Raw genomic sequence first — 17042 nt, 5'->3', positions numbered from 1 at the left:
TGGTTACCATACTGCTTTAGCAGGCCTGGCTAAAAGCAAAAAAGGCTGACCCAACACCGGGACAGCCTCCTTCAAAAAGGTATAAACCTGTATGTTACTTCATCAAGCGTACCTCGTAAATACCGCCTGCCACTGAACCTTTGTGCGCGACAAACTTTACCTGCAACGTTTTGGAGGCCTTGGCCACTATATTTTGCGGCAGGGTATACTCCTCTTCAAAAAACCGGTCCCCATGCGAGCCGTCCAGGGTCACGGTTTTCAGCAGCGTGCCGTTTACCAGGATGTCGAAGGTGCGGTCTTTATCGAGGCCGAAGTAGGTGATGCGCAGTTTGCGTGCTTCCTGCTTCGGATTTTTCAGGTCGTAGCTAAACCAGCCGCTGGCATGCCGCCAGTGGCGGTCGCGGTGCACTCCCGACTCGGTTCTGTCGCCTTTGTAGTTATGGTCCGACTCCGGCTGCTGCTCGCCGGGCGCCACCTGGTCCACGGTTTCCGTTTCAAGGGCCATTCTGGCGGCCTCTTTCTCATGCAAGCCCTCCTTGCGGGCCTTTTGTTCCTCGGGGCTAGCCACAGGCCAGTAGACCATATAGCGGGCATCATGCACCTGGAAGAAAGGCACCAGCTCCACATGCTTATACTTGTCAGATGCGATGAGGCTGGAAGCCGTAAATGTAAGCGGCTTGCCTGCTACCGGCTTCAGGGCTGTGGCCAGGTTTCGACTGGATGTTACCAGCACCGGCGCTTCCTCCACGGGGTATAAAGGCCCGTTGGCGATGTGCCCCATGCGGCTCCCATCGGCTACCAGCCCTTGCAGGTCAGTCGTGTCGGTGGAGGCAGCAAGCACAATCGGCCCGTGCACAAACGACACCCAATCCGACTCATCATGCAGGTACTCGGCCTTTGTTTCCATCGGCAGCGACACTGTTACCACATCTCCTCTGCGCCACTTGCGCTCTACCGTTGCGTAGGCCGCGGCATCGTCTTTCAGCTGTACGGGCTTGTTATTCACGCGCACTTCCATCCCCCCCGGTTTCACCCAGGCAGGGCGACGGATGGAAAGGGCGAATTTTTGCGCTTTCTTCAGGTCCAGGGTCAGTTGGGTAGTTTCCTCGAAAGGGAATTTCGTTTGCTGCGTCACTTTCAGGCCACGCGCCTCCCAGTTCAGGGTGGACGGGATAAACAGGTTCACGAAGAGGTTTTTGTCCTGATGGGCATAGATCAGTTCGCCATACTTGCCGTGGTTTTCCAGGCCCGAGCCCACGCAGCACCAGAAGCCTTCGTCTGGCTGCGAGTATACCCGGTAATGGCGGGGCCGCATGGGCGTAAAGTACACAAAGCCGCCCCGCGTGGGGTGCTGCGAAGACAGGATATGGTTGTAGAGGCCGCGCTCGTAATAGTCCATATAAGCGGTGGAGGCGCTGGACAGGTATAACTGCTTCGAGAGTTTGAGCATGTTGTAGGTGTTGCATGTCTCCGGTCCCTCCTTCGACTCTACCATCGAGGAGAAGTTATTTGCCGGGTGGAAATGCTCCCGCACGCTGTTACCTCCAATAGACACGGTGCGGTTGTTCACCACCGTGCCCCAGAAAAAATCAGCCGCGTCTGCCCAATCCCTGTCTCCGGCCACCTCGGCCACCCGCTTGTAGCCGATCACTTTCGGGATCTGGGTGTTGGCGTGCATGCCATTTAGTACATCTTTCCCGGCCAGCAGCGGGTCCAGCACCGCGCGGTGCGAGAAGCGGCGCGCCAGCTCCAGGTACTTTTTGTCACCGGTGATGGCGGCCACGTCGGCAAACACCTCGTTCATGCCGCCGTGCTCGCTGCGCAGCATGTCCTGCATTTGCGCATCCGTCAGGTTCTGGGTCAGCCGGATGCTCCAGTCCGACAGCTTCACGAGCATGTCTTTGGCCTTTTCGTTACCGGCAATCAGGTACGCGTCGCGCAAACCGGCATATAGCTTATGGATGTTATACCAGGGCACCCATTTGTCGTTGAGCGAGAAGCTCTCCGCCTTCAAGTTTCCGTTGGCAATTTCCTGCCACATGGCCTCGCCACCCGGCACGCCGCCGATGTAGCCGTTGCCGTTTTCCTGCTGGCATTTCTCCAGTTGGTCCACCATGTAGCCGAGCCGTTGCAACAACTCCGGGTTGCCTGTAGACGCATACATCAGCGAGAGCGCCGTGAGGTAGTGCCCGCCAATGTGCCCGTCCAGCCCCGTGTTTTCCCAGTTTCCGTAGCTTTTGGCCTTTGGCTTTAGCCCAGCCTCCTGCAGGTAGGGCGCCAGCAGCCGGTCCGGCTCCAGGGCCAGGATGTACTGCATGTCCGTTTGCTGCGCCTGCCGGAAAGGGCTCTCCAGCAGCTGCACCGACGAAAGCGGGAAGGGTTCCAGGGAAGTTTGGTGCTGTGCAAAACCCAAAGCAGGCAACAGCCCGCAAACAAGCAGCAGGCGCAGGGTCTTACAGAATAAGGAAGGCATTTTCATGGATAAACAGGTATAAACATCAGAGCAAAACCTAAGCTGACAGAGCGTTGAAACTCCTATTTAGAGCTTGCGCCATCAATTAAGTGTATAATTTACACAAAATAAAAGAAAAGCCCAACAATATGTCAGGCTTCTCATTTCGTATAGGATGAAACAGTTATACTCTTTTTTATTCCTGCCTGCGCAGGCTTACTTCTTCTGGAACACCCGAACGTAATCCACTTCGTACCTTCTCGGGAAGCTGGTTTCCGAAGGATCGCCGCCGTTAGACCCGATGGCCAGGTTCAGCAGAAGGTAATGCGGCTGCCGGAAGGGGTTATACCCATCGGCGTTGTGGGTTTTTGTGAGGTCAATCTCATTTAGCAGTTCCTCATCCAGGTATAGCCGGATATAGTTTTCGGTCCAGTCCATTTTCCATGTATGGAATTTTCGGGGCCAGTCCGGGTCTTTGTCGGTGAAGTAAGTGATCGGGATTTTCGCGTCGTCCCAAACCGCGTTCATCCGCTCGTTTGCCCAAGCCGCATTGGCCAGGATTGTGCCTTTTTCATTCACCCGGTAATACTCCATGATGTCTACTTCTCCGTTGGCGGGCCAGCGCTCCGAAACGCCCAGTGTCCAGATGGCGGGCCACATGCCCAGCGTGGTGTCTATCCGGGCACGCACCTCGATTAGGCCGTACCGGAACTGTTGACTGCCCCGGGTATTGATGCTGGCCGAGGTATAGTCGGCAAACGCGCGGCTCCTGCGCCAGTCTTCGCTATCGCGTTCATAGCGGTGGTTTCTCACCTGCTCCCTCCTCCCCTCGATCACCAGCACACCGCCCTGGGTATGGGCATTGTCCTGTTGGTACCACTGCAATTCATTGTTGCGCACAAAGCCATGCTCATACTGCCAGTTAGCGCTGTCGGGCCGTCCGTTTGTGTTAAACTCATCGTGCCACACCAGTTCATACCCTGCCTTGGCAACCGGAGCGCCCACACTCGGCCTATAAGCTAATCGCTTTGGGCTACAAGCGAAAAACCCGGCCAGGGCAAATAAGAAAAGGATGCGGTTCGTTAAATGCATGTGCCCAGCCTAATTTAGTGAGATGACCTGCCTGCCTTGTGCTTTGTCTGGCGGCCCGTGGGGAGCTTCCACTCATCCTGCCACCTCAGCACCGGCTTTCCATCCTCAAACTCCAGCGGCAGCCAGATGTATCGCCCATCAATCGGGTTCTCAGGCCGCCAACGGTCGGCCATGAAAATGTAGGTGTCCTTCTGTCCGGCCCAAGGCAGTATAAACGTGCTCTGCGACCAGAAAGTGGTCTTTCGCTCGTCTTCGGTCCCGAGTACGGGGTTGCCCAGTTCTTTCCAGCCTCCCAGCATGTGGTCGCTCACCGCCGAGCGGGCGGGGTTAGGGGCCCAACCGGTCAGGCCTGAGCTGATCATGTAGTATTTCCCGTCTTTCTTGATGATAGCGGGGGCTTCGTTTCTGCCTCCCGGAAACACCCGCACATACTCGTCTGTGAAATCCAGGTAATCCTCAGTCAGCTTGCTGATGTGCAGGGTGCGGTTTTCCTCGGAGGCCGCAATATGGTATGCCGTGCCGTCATCGTCTACAAACAGTGCCATATCCCGTGCCATTTGCCCACCCGCAAAGTCGCGCTGCAGGAATGCTCCCGATGCCACTTTCTGTTCCCATGCCGGGTCATTGTCGGACACCGCAATGGGATTTGACTTATGTGCTTCGGTGGCGTTCTGCGGCCATACCCCGGCGTGCGGGCGCAGGCTCTTCAGGTACGTGTAAGGGCCGGTTATTTTATCAGCAACCGCTACGGCAGTGCGGGCAGCGGCATACCCCTGGCCTTTCAACTCCAGGTGAAACCACATCACAAACATGCCGGTCTTCTGGTTGTAGATCACTTTTGGCCGCTCCAGTACAGCGCCTTTCTCAATCTCAGAGCCGCTGTTTTCGGGGGCCACTGCCAGGGCCACGCCCTCGTTGCGCCAGTTATAGAGGTCTTTAGACGAGTAGCAGCTAATGCCTACCATGGCCCTGTTGCCCATTTTGCCCGCCACTTTGTGCTCGCCAAACCAATAATAGGTGCCTTTATAAGGCAGTATACCCCCGCCATGGGCATTGATATGGGTCCCGTCTGTATCAGGCCAGATCGCACCGGGCTTGAAAGAGGTGTTGCCCTTGCCCTTTTGCGCAAATGCCTGCCCCGATACAGCAAGCAATATCACAAGGCCAATCCATAGGTGCTTCATGCTGTAGGGTATGATGTTTCGTTTCAGGTATAGGTTAAAAGACCCAGCCCATGTGGGCAGCAACATGCACCTCCATGGGCTGGCTTTCTTACAGATTGTTCCGGCTACCAACCGGCTTGATTTTATAGGTATAGCTGTATTTCTTGTCCAGTAGCCGGTAGGCATCGTGTGGCAGCATACCCCAGCTGTTGTCGCCGCCCAGGCCGCGCTGCTTCAGGTCGATGTGCAGGAACACGGTGTTGGCAGGCCGGATATCGGTTGGGTGCTGCTGCTTTTTGGTCAGGCCGGGGTCCATCTGCTCGGCGCTGTAATGCAGGGCGCTAAAGCCGATCGGCTGTAAGCCTTCTACCAGCAAACCCTGCCCGTCCTTATTGGTCAGCTTCAGCCAGCGTACATCGGTATGGTAACCGTTCTCCTGCGGACGGATGTAATTGGCCGTGAACTGGTTTTTCACCGCATCCGCATACTTGCCCACAAAGGTGGCCGTGTTTCGGTCGCTGTAGTTCTCCCAAGGGCCGCGGCCGTAATAGCTCAGGCTATCATACTGGCCGGGCAGTTCCATGCGCATCCCGAAGCGGGGCAGCTCCGGCAATTCCCTGCCTTCCATATCGATGGCGGCGGTTATTTGCACTGCTCCGTCGTTTTGCACCAGGTACTCCACGGTATAGGGCACGTGGATGTCAGTCAGTTCGTAGGTCACCTTTATCTTCAGCCCGTCTGCCTGCTGCTCGCCCACCTGCACGTTTTTTACCTGCCGGTTAACGTGTGCTGTGCGCCATACCCCCGATTTCACGGGCATGTTGTTACCGAAGTCGTTGTCGGTGGGGGCACGCCAGAAGTATGGTTCGGGGTATTTGGCAATGATCCTGGCGCCCTGGTTTCCGTTGCCATACCGGCTCAGGCGACCTTCTTTCAGATCAAACTCACCGGCCACTTTGCCAGCGGTAAATTTCAGCTTATCGCCTTCTCTCGTAATGTTCAGGTTTTCCTTCCCTTTGGCTGAGGCGTTGGCAAAGTACTGGCTATTGCCGATGCCAAACTGTTCGCGGGCCACCTCATGCCCTGCAGGCACCAGTGCAGAAGCATTTTTAGTGTAGGCGTATACATTCAGGAAATACTCTTCCCCAGCCTCGGCATTGGTTTTAGGCAGTCTTAGCTTCACGTCCTTCACCTCGTGCGGTCCGGCCTTCACGTCGAAGGTTCCTTCTTTCTCCAACTCCCCGTTTTTAAAGAGCTGCCACTTGAAGGTATAGTGCTCCAGGTTCGTAAAGTCAAAGTCGTTTTTCACTGAAATGACACCTTTATCCAGGTCTTTGGCGCTGAACAGGATGTTCTGGTATACCTTTTTCACCTCGTATAGCCCTGGGTGCGCCTGTCGGTCAGCGTCCACCAGGCCATTGGCGTTAAAGTTCTCGTCGTTTTGCAAATGGAAGCCACCCAGGTCACCACCATAGGCCCAAAATTCTTGGCCGTTATCGTCCCTGGCTTTGAGGCCCTGGTCTACCCAATCCCAGATAAAGCCGCCCTGCATTTTGGGAGAGCTTCGGATAATGTCCCAATACTCCTGGAAATTGCCGCTGCTGTTTCCCATTGCGTGTGCATACTCGCACATGATGAACGGGCGCTTTTTGTCTGAGGCCGCATACTCTTTCATGTGGCGGATGGAAGGATACATCGGGGCAACGATGTCTGTGTTCCAATCCTCGCCGGCCTGCTCAAACTGCACTGGGCGCGTGGTATCGTTCGCTTTAATCCACTTGTAGGCATCATGAAACACTGGCCCGTTGCCGCTCTCATTTCCCATGCTCCAAATGATCACCGACGCATGATTCTTGTCGCGCGCTACCATGCGCTGGATGCGGTCCATATGGGCCGGTGCCCAGGCAGGCAGGTAAGCCGGGTGCTTGCCCTTGTCGAACCAGCTCTGCCACTCGGCTCCCATACCGTGTGTTTCGATGTTGGCTTCGTCTACCAGGTATATGCCATACTCGTCGCAGAGCCTGTACCAGAGCGGATCGTTCGGGTAGTGGCTGGCGCGTACGGCGTTAATGTTGTTCAGTTTCATCAGCCGGATATCCTCCAGCATCGACTCCCGGCTGATCACGTGGCCTTTCACACCGTCGTGCTCGTGGCGGTTAACACCTTTTACCAGAATCGGCACGCCGTTTACATGCAGCTGTGCCTCCCTGATCTCTACCTTCCGGAAGCCTACCTTGCTGCCGGTTACCGCTATCACGTTGCCTTTTGTGTCTTTCAGCGTGATCACGCAGTCATACAGGTTCGGCTCCTCGCCGCTCCAGCGCTGCACGTTGTTGATGGTTCCGCTAAATTCGGTTGTTCCTGCCGTCGCGGCTTTCTCCTGCGCAAACACTTTCCTGTTTTTGCTGTCGAACAGCTCCACGCGCACGGCTGCCTTATCGGTCGGGCTGCCCTCAAACTTGCGCAGGTCCACGGCGGCGCTGAACAGGCCATGCCTGTAGTTGGTGTCTAAGTCGCCTTTCAGGAAGTAGTCCCATACCGTCAGCTTGGGCAGGGCTTGCAGAAACACGTCGCGCTCAATGCCGCTCAATCGCCAGAAATCCTGGTCCTCGAGGTAGCTGCCGTCGTGCCAGCGGAATACCTGCACGGCCAGCTGGTTCTCGCCGGTTGGCTTCAGGAATTTGGTGATGTTGAACTCAGCCGGTGTCTTGGAGGCCTTGGTCATGCCTGCTTTCTGGCCGTTCACATATACCTGCGCATACCCCGAGATGGAGCCAAAGTGCAGCAGCACCTCCTGCCCTTTCCAGTCGGAGGGCACGGAGAAGGTGCGGCGGTAAGTGCCGACCGGGTTGTAGCTGCTGTCTATATAAGGTGGGTTGGCCGGAAACGGATAAGCCACATTGGTATAAATCGGCGTGTCGAAACCTTCCAGCTCCCAGTTAGCGGGCACCGGAATGGTTTTCCACTTGCTGTCGTCCAGGTTTTCACGGTAAAAGTCGGTAGGCCGGGCCGCCGGCGTCTTCACCAGCGAGAACTTCCAGAGGCCGTTCAGCGATTGCTGGAACTTCGATTGGCTGGAGTCATTTTTTCGTGCATCCTGTGCGTTGCCATACAGCATGAAGGCGGCGTGCGGTGCTTCCTTGTTGAAGTCCAGCACGGAAGGGTTTTCCCATTCATTGACCGTACGCTGCTGGGCCACCAGCACATGAGCCCAGAGTATGCACAAGATAAAAATAATGCTTCGCATGCGAAATTTGTGGTTGATTAGTGGGGAAAATGGTTAATAGTAAGATCCATATCGCAGCTGCGAACCTGGATTCATATCAAATTCTCTCCTCCTTCCTCACAAGAAAGGGGGAGAGTGTCTTCTATTCAGAAGGGCTAATCTGTAATTGCCGGTCTTGTAAGCTCCAAAACACGCGGTGCAGCCTCCAGGCGTGCTGACGAAGTGATGATTTGCACGGCTAGCCAACCGTTTCTTTCACAAGCTTCTCGCTTAGGCTATACCTCTCCTGAAGGGTTTTCTCTAAGTTTTGAAGTATTAGATGGTGCGGCTCGAACAGCTTCCGGAACTGCGCCTCAAATCCCTGTTGTTGCTGGCAAGTCGGCAAGGTAATTCCGGATCGAGTGGTTTATACCCATCTCACGCGTGAGAGTCTACCCGTTAAATTCAGAGTCCTCCGGGTGCAATCGATCAACCGGGAAACGCTATCTTATTCGCTATCGGCAACCCAAGGTTTCACTGCCTGTCGCTTGGTTACAACTACTGTCAGCAGCCCTCTCCGTAGGAGAGTTTGGGTTGACTTCGCTCTCACTGATGCTGTGCTGTATTTTATCAAATAGGGCTTGGCTTTTGCTTTCCGGCAGCGTGTGCTGTAGGCCGTTCAGTTCCAATACATACCCCCTCGCCTCCTCCATACATGCAGCTTGCTCCGGATGTGCACGCAGAAAGTCATCCCATGCTGCATTCAAGGCTTTATCTTCTCCTAAGACCCATAGCCAAAACGCTTCATCCTCGGCAAACTGCTCAGCGGTATATCCTTTGTATTTTTGATCAAACATCCGGCTTCCATCGTTTCAAACACGCTCCATATACCTTAACAGAGAGCTGCTGCCTGAAGTTTAGACAAAATAACCGAAAAATACGCAACAGCGCAGCCTGATGCAGCAGGTAATGCGGTTCGGTACAGTGGTTGCCTTTCAAGCCACTTAAGCGGCATGCACATACTGGACGCTTTTCCGGAGCACCAGAATCCCGCGGCTCACCAATTTATAGATGTTGTCGGTGCTCATGTGCATCACCTCCGAAATTTCCTGAAACGACAGGTTCCTGTAAAACTTCAGCAGAATGGCCCTGCGCTGGTTATCAGACAGCAGGCGCAGACCTTGCTTCAGCCCAGCCTTCTGCTCAGCTTTCGCCTGGGTATAAATCAGTTGGTCTTCTATGTTTGCGCTTGTCTCCTGCAAAACGGACTCCAAATCCTCCTGGCCTTTCAGCTGCAGGTTTTTCAGCTTATTCGCTTCCTTGCAAAGCCTCCGCTTCACGGCGGCATACAGGTAAAAGCGGGTTGAATTTGGCAACGACAGGCTTTCGCGGTTCTTCCACATATCCAGGAACAACCCTTGGATACAGTCCTCGATCAGCAACTCGTCTGTGGAGAACTTCCGGCAGTAATTGTAAACCACCTGCACATACATTTCATAGATAGCGCCAAAGGCATCCTGGTCGCCCGCCTGAAAACGCAACCACAGGGCTTTTTCAGCTTCCTGCTCCATGCTGCTCACGCTGGCTCCGGACTGTGTACTTTTAGCTGATCGGGAAGTAACGCTCATTGTAAAACCTACTCTAAAATTGAATAAACCATTGGCTTACACCAGTACTGCACTCACAAAACTTGCCTTAAGGACTTGCTGCGGCCTTCTATTACTCGCCATGTGGCTTACCGATAGTGGCCAGTATACCCCCGTCCACATACAGGATCTGCCCGTTCACGAAGTCGCTCGCCCTGGAGGCCAGGAACACGGTAGCGCCTCCCAACTCGTCCGGGTCGCCCCATTTGCCTGCGGGTGTTCTGTTGAGAATAAACTCGTTGAAAGCGTTCCCCTCCACGCGCAACGGTGCCGTTTGGGCCGTGGCAAAATATCCCGGACCGATGCCGTTTACTTGGATGTTAAATTTGGCCCACTCCGTAGCCATGTTCTTGGTCAGCATTTTCAGGCCGCCCTTGGCCGCTGCGTAGGCGCCCACGTTCTGGCGGCCCAGCTCGCTCATCATCGAGCACACGTTAATAATCTTGCCATGGCCCCGTGCCATCATCCCCTTCACCACGGCCTGCGACACGATAAAGGGGGAGGTCAGGTCCACGTCGATCACCTGCTGCCAGTCGGCCAGCTCCATCTCCACCAGCGGCGTGCGCTTGATGATCCCGGCATTGTTCACCAGGATGTCCACCGGGCCGATCTCGCGTTCAATGGTTTTCACCTCCGCTATTACCTGCTGCTGGTCGGTCACGTCGCACATAAACCCGTGCGCGCTGATGCCCTCGGCCTCATAGGCTTTCAGGGCCTGCTCCAGTTTCTCGCGGGAGGAGTTACCGTTCACCACCACCGTAGCACCGGCTTGGCCCAGCGCCTTGGCCATGGCCATACCCAAGCCGTGGGTGCCGCCCGTTACCCAGGCCACTTTCCCTGTCAGGTCAAATTGCTGTAATATCATATGCTATCTTCTCTGTGCCTATCTTAAATCAGTTACTTTGCAGCCGTCCATGTCGCTGTAATCGAGGTTTTCGCCGGCCATACCCCATATAAAGGTATAGTTGGTGGTACCCGCACCGGAATGGATGGACCAGGGCGGCGAAATCACGGCCTGCTCGTTCTGCATCCAGATGTGGCGGGTTTCGGTGGGCGGGCCCATAAAGTGGCACACCGACTGCCCCTCCGCCACGTCGAAGTAGAGGTATACCTCCATCCGGCGGTCGTGGGTATGGGCGGGCATGGTGTTCCAAACACTGCCGCGCTGCAGCTCGGTCATGCCCATCTGCAACTGGCAGGTCTCAATCACGCCAGCTACCAGCAGTTTAGTGATCGTGCGCTGGTTAGAGGTTTCCGGACTCCCAAGCTGCACCACTTCGGCCTGCTCGCGCGTCACTTTTTTGCTAGGGTAAGCGTGGTGCGCCGGAGCCGAGTTCAGATAGAACTTGGCAGGGTTCCGGGAATCCTCGCTCACGAACACCACTTCCTTTGTGCCGCGCCCGAGGTAGAGCGCCTCTTTGTTCTGAAGGGTAAAGCGCTCGCCGCCAGCCTGCACTGTGCCGGTACCGCCAATGTTGATGATGCCCATCTCTCGCCGCTCCAGGAAATAAGAAGCCTTCAGGATATCAATTGTCTCCAGGGGCAGCGGCTCGCCTACGGGCATGGCACCGCCGGCCATGTAGCGGTCATACATGGTATAAGTCAGGCTCACTTGCCCGGGCACAAACACCTCTTCTATCAAAAAATTCTCACGCAGAGCAGATGTGTCCATTTGCTTGGTTTCCCCTGCGCTAACTGCGTAGCGTATCTTTTCTCCTTTGTTCATGATGGTTGATTTTGATTCTCCCAATGAATTGATCTTCTTATGTTTAAAATTTCTGCAAACGTTTGCAGAAACAACTCTGAAATAAATTATCTACCGTTTGCATCGCATGCCGGAATGAAACGCCTGCAAACGTTTGCATATAGCGCTTAAAATAAAAGGCCTGCTGAAAAGATGTTGCCTGAAACAAGTGGTTTTCCTTCCCGGTCATGTGGGTTTCGTTATCGGTTTACGACAGATGGATGCTGAAATGCAGCGCAAAGCATTTTGTATCTGATGCGTTTACTCTTTAAAAGTATAAAATGATTTTCTGACTCCAAAATTCTAAAGGCTTTTTCTGATGAATTAAATGAGCGCGCACTCACAAGCTTGGCGGGACATGGTGTTGAAAATCTTGCCGCGCCGCCAACGAAATGCTTTGTGCAGGTACTGAACCTGTTAGGCGCCACCATGCGCTTGCCCGGCAGAAATTACTGCTCAATCACTTGACAGGAAAAGGCTTTAGCACGATAGGCTGTAAGCAAAATACAGTCAGGCCTTCTGTATACCTCCATGTGCCGAATTCCAGCATACCAGAGCGCCGCCGGGAATAGCGCGCACTTTTGGCAGGTATAAGTTTAGAAGAAGGCAGCAGCGAACCGGATGTTATAAAGCCGCCTTTACAGTAAGGGTATGGAATAGAGTCGCTAAGCAGGGTAGCTAAAAGGATAGCATACCTCGCCTACGAACGCTTAGCGCACCGCCGAAGCAGGGCTTTTTACAGGCTTCACTCCCTGCTGGCTCGACTCGCGTTTCACGAGTCGGACAGGAGTCCGAAGCGACACATAACTTCCTTCCTGCTTGATTTTGTGTTGCAGCAGGTCCATCATCAGATTCGTCGCCTTCTCCCCCACTTCATAGGGAAACTGCTCTACCGAAGTAATCGCTGGCGTAATGATTTCTGCCCGGGGGTCGTTAGAGTAGCCGGTCAGCAGCATGTCATCCGGAATGCGGATACTGCGCTTCCGGGCCACTTCCAGCACCGCGATCGCGGTGGTATCGTTACAGGCAAAGACGGCATCGGGCAGCACTTCTTTTGCCAGTATCGCTTCACTGGTTTTCAGGGCATTCTCCTTTGTAAGCTCATGGAAGTACACCAACGACGCATCGAAGGGCACGTCGTACTCCTGCAGGGCGGCGAGGTAACCGTTGTAACGGTCCTCATAGATCCGGCAGGTCAGCGGGCCGCTGATGTGCGCAATACGGCGACAGCCCTGCTGCAGCAAATGCAGGGTTGACTCATACCCTCCGGCATAATCATCCCCAATCACCCTATGGGCCGGATAGTCTTTTGGCACACGGTCATAAAACACGAGCGGCACCCTGCTTTTAGCCAGAATATCAAAGGGAGAGAAATCCGTGGTATAAAGCGTCGTAGACACGATCAGCCCCGCCACCCGCGAGGCGTATAGCGCGTTGATCAACTCCCGCTCCATCTCGGGCGAGTCGTTCGACTGGCAGATCATGAGGTTATAGCCATATCCGTGTAATTTGTTCTGGATGGCCGTAGCCACCGTGGACGGGAAGTGCTGCGACAGCCTGGGGAGGATCAGGCCAATGGTGTTTGAGCTGCTGTTGCGCAGGCTGGAAGCAAGGGCGTTGTGCCGGTAGTCATATTTCTCCACTAACTCGCGCACCTTTGCTTTGGTATCCTCGCTGATATGCGGGTGATCGTTGAGCGCCCTGGAAACGGTAGAAACAGACACGCCTAGCTCCTGTGCGATGTCTTTAATGGTGTATTGAGGCTGTTTGCTCATGCGCTGAATGGCTGCCATACCCCTAAAAACGGCTAAGGCACTTGCTACAGTTAATTTTACGATTCTGAATCGGCATTCGCTAATGTATGTCCCGGAGTAATCGCCCCAGCCTACATTCCACGCTATACCTTAAGCTAGAATTTCACCTCCAGCGGCGAGGCCAAGCGCTTTGCAAAGCTCTCTAAATAGGCATCCCATGCTTCCTTGGTCTCGAACTGGCCGCTCTTGTCCCATCCGAATCCGGCGTAGTATACCAGCCTGCCCTTGTCAGGACTTGCGATGACATAGAGGTGGCTCTGGTCTTTTGCCGCGACGCGGTGGTCTTTGTAGTCCTGCACTGCCGCAGGGGCCAGCACAACGCCGGTTCCCAGGTGCGCGCCGTCCATGGGTTCCCAATAGCGGAACCAGCCTTGCACCGGATTGGCCTTCACTTCTCCCTGCTCGTCATGCAGCGTGATGCCGATGGTAGCGTTTGGCAGCGGCTTGTTGCTTTGCAAGTGCTCCTCGAAGCGCGTCAGGTTACTGCCCAAGTCCAGGGAGATGCGCTTTTTCTCGGTGATGGTGCGGCCATTTGCCTGCCACGGCGCATACGTCAGCTCAAACACGGTTCGGATGGGACCTTCGGCGATAGTCTTATACCCCGTGAAGTTTCTGGACACGTACAACGAATCGTCCTCCAGCACCCCGATGCCACCAATGCCGCGGCTTATCCCCACATGGTAGGGATCGTAGCCTTCGCCCCGGTCCTGATGGTAAAAGTTGCCATCTGTTTTATACCCCTCGTACCACTTGTTGATGATCGGGTAATCTACCCGCTTCAGCCAGGCATCCATGCCACTGGTTAAGGTGCCGCCGCTTTTCCCCTGCTCCACCATCTGCTGCGCCACCGGCCCATAGGTCCGGAAGGCCACGTGGTCGTTTTCCCAAGTATAGTCGTCGGTGCGCTCCGGCACAAAGCGGGAGTAGGTGGTACGTTTGCTTTTGGGTTGCTTCCTGGCAGCGTCTTTGGCGCCCGCCAGCAGGAAAGTGCGCTGCGCGTTTGCCCCGATCTTCACCTGAAACAGGATCTCATCGATGGTGCCGTCCGCGTCGTTATCCAGCGGCTGCGTTACCAGCAGGCTATCCGTGGCTGCATCCCGGACCAGTATGTTCTCGGCACCGTACTGTTTAAGCAAGTCGCTGATTTGGTGTGCAGGCACGCTCACCGTCTCCGTGCGGCCTAGGTCGAGGTTGTTTTTAACGGTGATCCTTTTTGCGCTGTTATCGCTTTGCTGACAAGATAAAAGCAAAGTGGCCGCAAGTGCCAGACTTATCCACATAGTTTTGTTGATCAAGGCTAATTTCGTTTAGAGTGCGGTAGGCCTGCCCGTAATTTGATGCGCTTTACTCCTCCGTTTTCTGCCAACCAGGCCTCATCCAGTAAAGGCGGAAGCCACAATAGACCACCTTGCGCACGCGCATCCCTTATTTAGGTATAGAGCACGCGGCATCCTTATTTAGACAAGCGACCGTGCTTTTTTATTGGCTTTGAACAAACTGGGTCCCGGTAATGAGAAACCAGACGACACCTGTAAACAAAAACGCCTGCAGGTGTTGCAGGCGTCTGAGCATCTTATCAAGATCGTAAGGCTGTAAAAAAACTTAGCGCTTCATGGCCCATACCAGCGCAGATGCCCCAAGTATAGCCGCGTCTGCTTCCTTCAATTCACTGAAAGTCAGCTGCACTTTGTTCTTGAAAACAGTCAGCAGGTTCTTCTCCATGTGCTCACGCACGGGGTTCATCAGCAAATCGCCGGCTTTGGTTACGCCACCAAAAAGGATGATGGCTTGCGGAGAAGAGAACATCACAAAGTTGGCCAGCGACTCGCCCAGTATCTGCCCGGTGAAGCGGTAAACTTCCTGTGCCAGATCGTCGCCTTGCATGGCGCACTCAAACACCATTTTAGAGTCAATTTCCTCCAAAGGGTACTGGCGCAGTGAGCTTGGCTTATCCGTTTCGGCTAGCAGCTCTTTCGCCGTCAGCACAATGCCGGTTGCGGAGGCGTATGCCTCCAGAGAACCCACCAGCCCGGTAGACCAGTGCTTTCTGCCGCCCGGCCGGATGATGGTATGGCCCAACTCGCCGGCAAAGCCGTCGTGGCCGTAAATAAGGTGGCCACTGGTTACGATGCCGCTGCCTACGCCGGTGCCAAGGGTAATCACGATGAAGTCTTTCATGCCTTTGGCTGCACCATACATCATCTCGCCTACTGCCGCTGCGTTGGCATCGTTGGTGATGGAGCAAGGCAAGCCGAACTGCTCGCTGATCAGGCTGGCAAAAGGAACAATGCCTTTCCAGTTCAGGTTGGGAGCGTGCTCGATGGAGCCGGTAAAGTAATTGGCATTGGGTGCGCCCACTCCAACTCCCTTTATGTTCTCTATTCCTACCGCCTCGATGGCTGGAAGCAGGGCTTTATATAAGTCCGCGATAAACCCCTCTACGGTCGCGTAGCCGCTGGTAGACATACGGCCGCTATGGCTGATATCCCCACGGTGGTTCACGATACCGAACTTCGTATTGGTTCCGCCAACATCCACTCCTATAGCGTATTCCTGTTTAATATTGTCCATGAACTATTGATTGAATGGCAAATTCTTAAGAAACGCCTAAGTTACCAGTTGGAGGCCCAAAAGCCAAAAAGCCTGCAAAAGTTATTTGCAGGCTTTTTGGCTTTCATCAGCACCATGCTGTGCTGCGGTATGAGGAGTTTGGCTAAACTATGCTGGTGACGAGGGATGGACCGGTTTAGGAAATTATTTTTTCTCAGCCGTCTCGTTGTCGCTCAGCTCCTGGCCAAAGTCAGGCATGCCCTCTTTCGTCCATCTCAAAACGCGGGCACGGGTATGGCGGTTAGGGTCATACAAGGGTTCCCCATCGATTTCCTTATAGTCACGAGCGTGGTAAATCATCACATCGGTTTTGCCGTCCTCGGCTACTGTAAAGCTGTTGTGCCCCGGACCGAAACGCTTCAGCTCCTCATTAGAGTAGAACACGGGCTTGGGGAGTTTATGCCATGAGGCCGGGTCGAGCAGGTCAGCATCTTCATCGGCCCAAAGCAGGCCAATGCTGTAGTTGGCATCAGTGGCGCTGGCCGAAAAGGTCACAAACACTTTCCCGTTTCGGGTAAGCACTGCGGGTCCCTCGTTCACCCGGTGCCCAATCACCTCCCAGTTATACTCCGGCACAGAAATGACCACCTGCTTGTCGTCAAGGGTGGTGGGGCTGGTCATTCTGGCAATGTATAACCCTGTGTTTACCTCTTTGTCAGATGCCCGGTCTACCCAAATCATGTAGCGTTGCCCCTTGTGCTCAAAGGTGGTGGCATCGAGGGTAAACTCGTTTCGCTTGCTCAGAATCTCCCCTTCCTCTTTCCACTCGCCCTTTGTCGGGTCTTCTGACGGGTTAGACAAGGCGTACTTGCGTATTTTCCACTTTTCCTCTGCCGAGCCGGCAGCAAAATAGATATACCATTTCCCGTCTATCCGGTGCAGTTCCGGTGCCCAGATGTGGTTGCCCATTGGGCCTTGGTCGTGCTTGCGCCACACCACCACAGGCTTCGCCTCTTTTATACCGTTAATGGTTTTCGAACTGCGTATCTCGATGCGGTCGTACTCGGGTGCAGTGGCAATAAAGTAATACGTCCCGTCGGCCGCCTTCGTCACAAACGGATCCGCCCTTTGCAGGGCAATCGGGTTGTCGAACTGAATCTCTTTAGACTTCTGCGCACCAACGGAACATCCGCTGATCAGGAGCGCCAGGGCAATTATAAGAAGCTTCGCGTGTTTGGTGAATTCCATTTTCCGTGCTGTATATACTGAAACAATACCTACTTTTAATCTTGTTTCTAAATTAATGTAAAAAATACACTTATACAAAATTTATCCATTCCTCCTGCTTTTAAGCTGATGATGGATACACCAAATGG

Annotated in this window: 12 protein-coding genes; all 12 read right to left on the bottom strand. The window is 54.3% G+C overall.

Translation table 11 applies throughout. The features are described from left to right. Positions 1–94: 94 nt before the first annotated feature. Positions 95–2473, bottom strand: a complete 2379-nt coding sequence (locus tag ACXYMU_RS04470; protein WP_458985150.1) for a beta-L-arabinofuranosidase domain-containing protein — start codon at positions 2471–2473, stop codon at positions 95–97. A gap of 195 nt (positions 2474–2668) precedes the next feature. Beyond that, on the bottom strand, positions 2669–3544 hold the full coding sequence (locus ACXYMU_RS04465) for a glycoside hydrolase family 16 protein (protein WP_458985149.1): 876 nt from the start codon (positions 3542–3544) through the stop codon (positions 2669–2671). Between the two features lie 14 nt (positions 3545–3558). Then, positions 3559–4728, bottom strand: coding sequence for a glycoside hydrolase family 43 protein (locus ACXYMU_RS04460; RefSeq protein WP_458985148.1), 1170 nt, complete (start codon positions 4726–4728; stop codon positions 3559–3561). 88 nt (positions 4729–4816) lie between these two features. Next, positions 4817–7954 (bottom strand): beta-galactosidase, LacZ type, encoded by a 3138-nt coding sequence (gene lacZ, locus ACXYMU_RS04455; protein WP_458985147.1) that lies wholly within the window; start codon positions 7952–7954, stop codon positions 4817–4819. 473 nt (positions 7955–8427) lie between these two features. Then, a complete protein-coding gene (locus tag ACXYMU_RS04450; RefSeq protein ID WP_458985146.1) occupies positions 8428–8769 on the bottom strand; it encodes a hypothetical protein in 342 nt (113 codons plus the stop codon). A gap of 147 nt (positions 8770–8916) precedes the next feature. Then, positions 8917–9540, bottom strand: coding sequence for an RNA polymerase sigma factor (locus ACXYMU_RS04445; protein WP_458985145.1), 624 nt, complete (start codon positions 9538–9540; stop codon positions 8917–8919). A gap of 91 nt (positions 9541–9631) precedes the next feature. After that, positions 9632–10423: a gluconate 5-dehydrogenase gene (locus ACXYMU_RS04440; RefSeq protein WP_458985144.1), complete on the bottom strand. Its 792-nt coding sequence runs from the start codon at positions 10421–10423 to the stop codon at positions 9632–9634. A gap of 18 nt (positions 10424–10441) precedes the next feature. Next, a complete protein-coding gene (gene kduI / locus ACXYMU_RS04435) occupies positions 10442–11284 on the bottom strand; it encodes a 5-dehydro-4-deoxy-D-glucuronate isomerase (protein ID WP_458985143.1) in 843 nt (280 codons plus the stop codon). Between the two features lie 728 nt (positions 11285–12012). Further along, entirely contained in the window at positions 12013–13077 is a 1065-nt protein-coding gene (locus ACXYMU_RS04430) for a LacI family DNA-binding transcriptional regulator (RefSeq protein ID WP_458985142.1), read from the bottom strand. A gap of 134 nt (positions 13078–13211) precedes the next feature. Further along, entirely contained in the window at positions 13212–14411 is a 1200-nt protein-coding gene (locus ACXYMU_RS04425) for a DUF4861 family protein (protein ID WP_458985141.1), read from the bottom strand. 307 nt (positions 14412–14718) lie between these two features. Then, positions 14719–15687 carry an ROK family protein gene (locus tag ACXYMU_RS04420; protein ID WP_458985140.1) on the bottom strand — a complete coding sequence of 323 codons (969 nt, stop codon included), beginning with the start codon at positions 15685–15687 and terminating at the stop codon, positions 14719–14721. Between the two features lie 183 nt (positions 15688–15870). Continuing rightward, on the bottom strand, positions 15871–16914 hold the full coding sequence (locus ACXYMU_RS04415; RefSeq protein WP_458985139.1) for a glycoside hydrolase family 43 protein: 1044 nt from the start codon (positions 16912–16914) through the stop codon (positions 15871–15873). Positions 16915–17042: the final 128 nt, after the last annotated feature.

Source organism: Pontibacter sp. CAU 1760 (assembly GCF_054482735.1).
Note: the sequence above shows the minus strand (reverse complement) of the source record. Positions and strands in the feature narration are given on the sequence as shown.

Coding starts and splice junctions, on each gene's coding strand:
- ACXYMU_RS04470 (WP_458985150.1), bottom strand. CDS start 2,473: ATGCCTTCCTTATTCTGTAAGACCCTGCGCCTGCTGCTTGTTTGCGGG.
- ACXYMU_RS04465 (WP_458985149.1), bottom strand. CDS start 3,544: ATGCATTTAACGAACCGCATCCTTTTCTTATTTGCCCTGGCCGGGTTT.
- ACXYMU_RS04460 (WP_458985148.1), bottom strand. CDS start 4,728: ATGAAGCACCTATGGATTGGCCTTGTGATATTGCTTGCTGTATCGGGG.
- lacZ (WP_458985147.1), bottom strand. CDS start 7,954: ATGCGAAGCATTATTTTTATCTTGTGCATACTCTGGGCTCATGTGCTG.
- ACXYMU_RS04450 (WP_458985146.1), bottom strand. CDS start 8,769: ATGTTTGATCAAAAATACAAAGGATATACCGCTGAGCAGTTTGCCGAG.
- ACXYMU_RS04445 (WP_458985145.1), bottom strand. CDS start 9,540: ATGAGCGTTACTTCCCGATCAGCTAAAAGTACACAGTCCGGAGCCAGC.
- ACXYMU_RS04440 (WP_458985144.1), bottom strand. CDS start 10,423: ATGATATTACAGCAATTTGACCTGACAGGGAAAGTGGCCTGGGTAACG.
- kduI (WP_458985143.1), bottom strand. CDS start 11,284: ATGAACAAAGGAGAAAAGATACGCTACGCAGTTAGCGCAGGGGAAACC.
- ACXYMU_RS04430 (WP_458985142.1), bottom strand. CDS start 13,077: ATGAGCAAACAGCCTCAATACACCATTAAAGACATCGCACAGGAGCTA.
- ACXYMU_RS04420 (WP_458985140.1), bottom strand. CDS start 15,687: ATGGACAATATTAAACAGGAATACGCTATAGGAGTGGATGTTGGCGGA.
- ACXYMU_RS04415 (WP_458985139.1), bottom strand. CDS start 16,914: ATGGAATTCACCAAACACGCGAAGCTTCTTATAATTGCCCTGGCGCTC.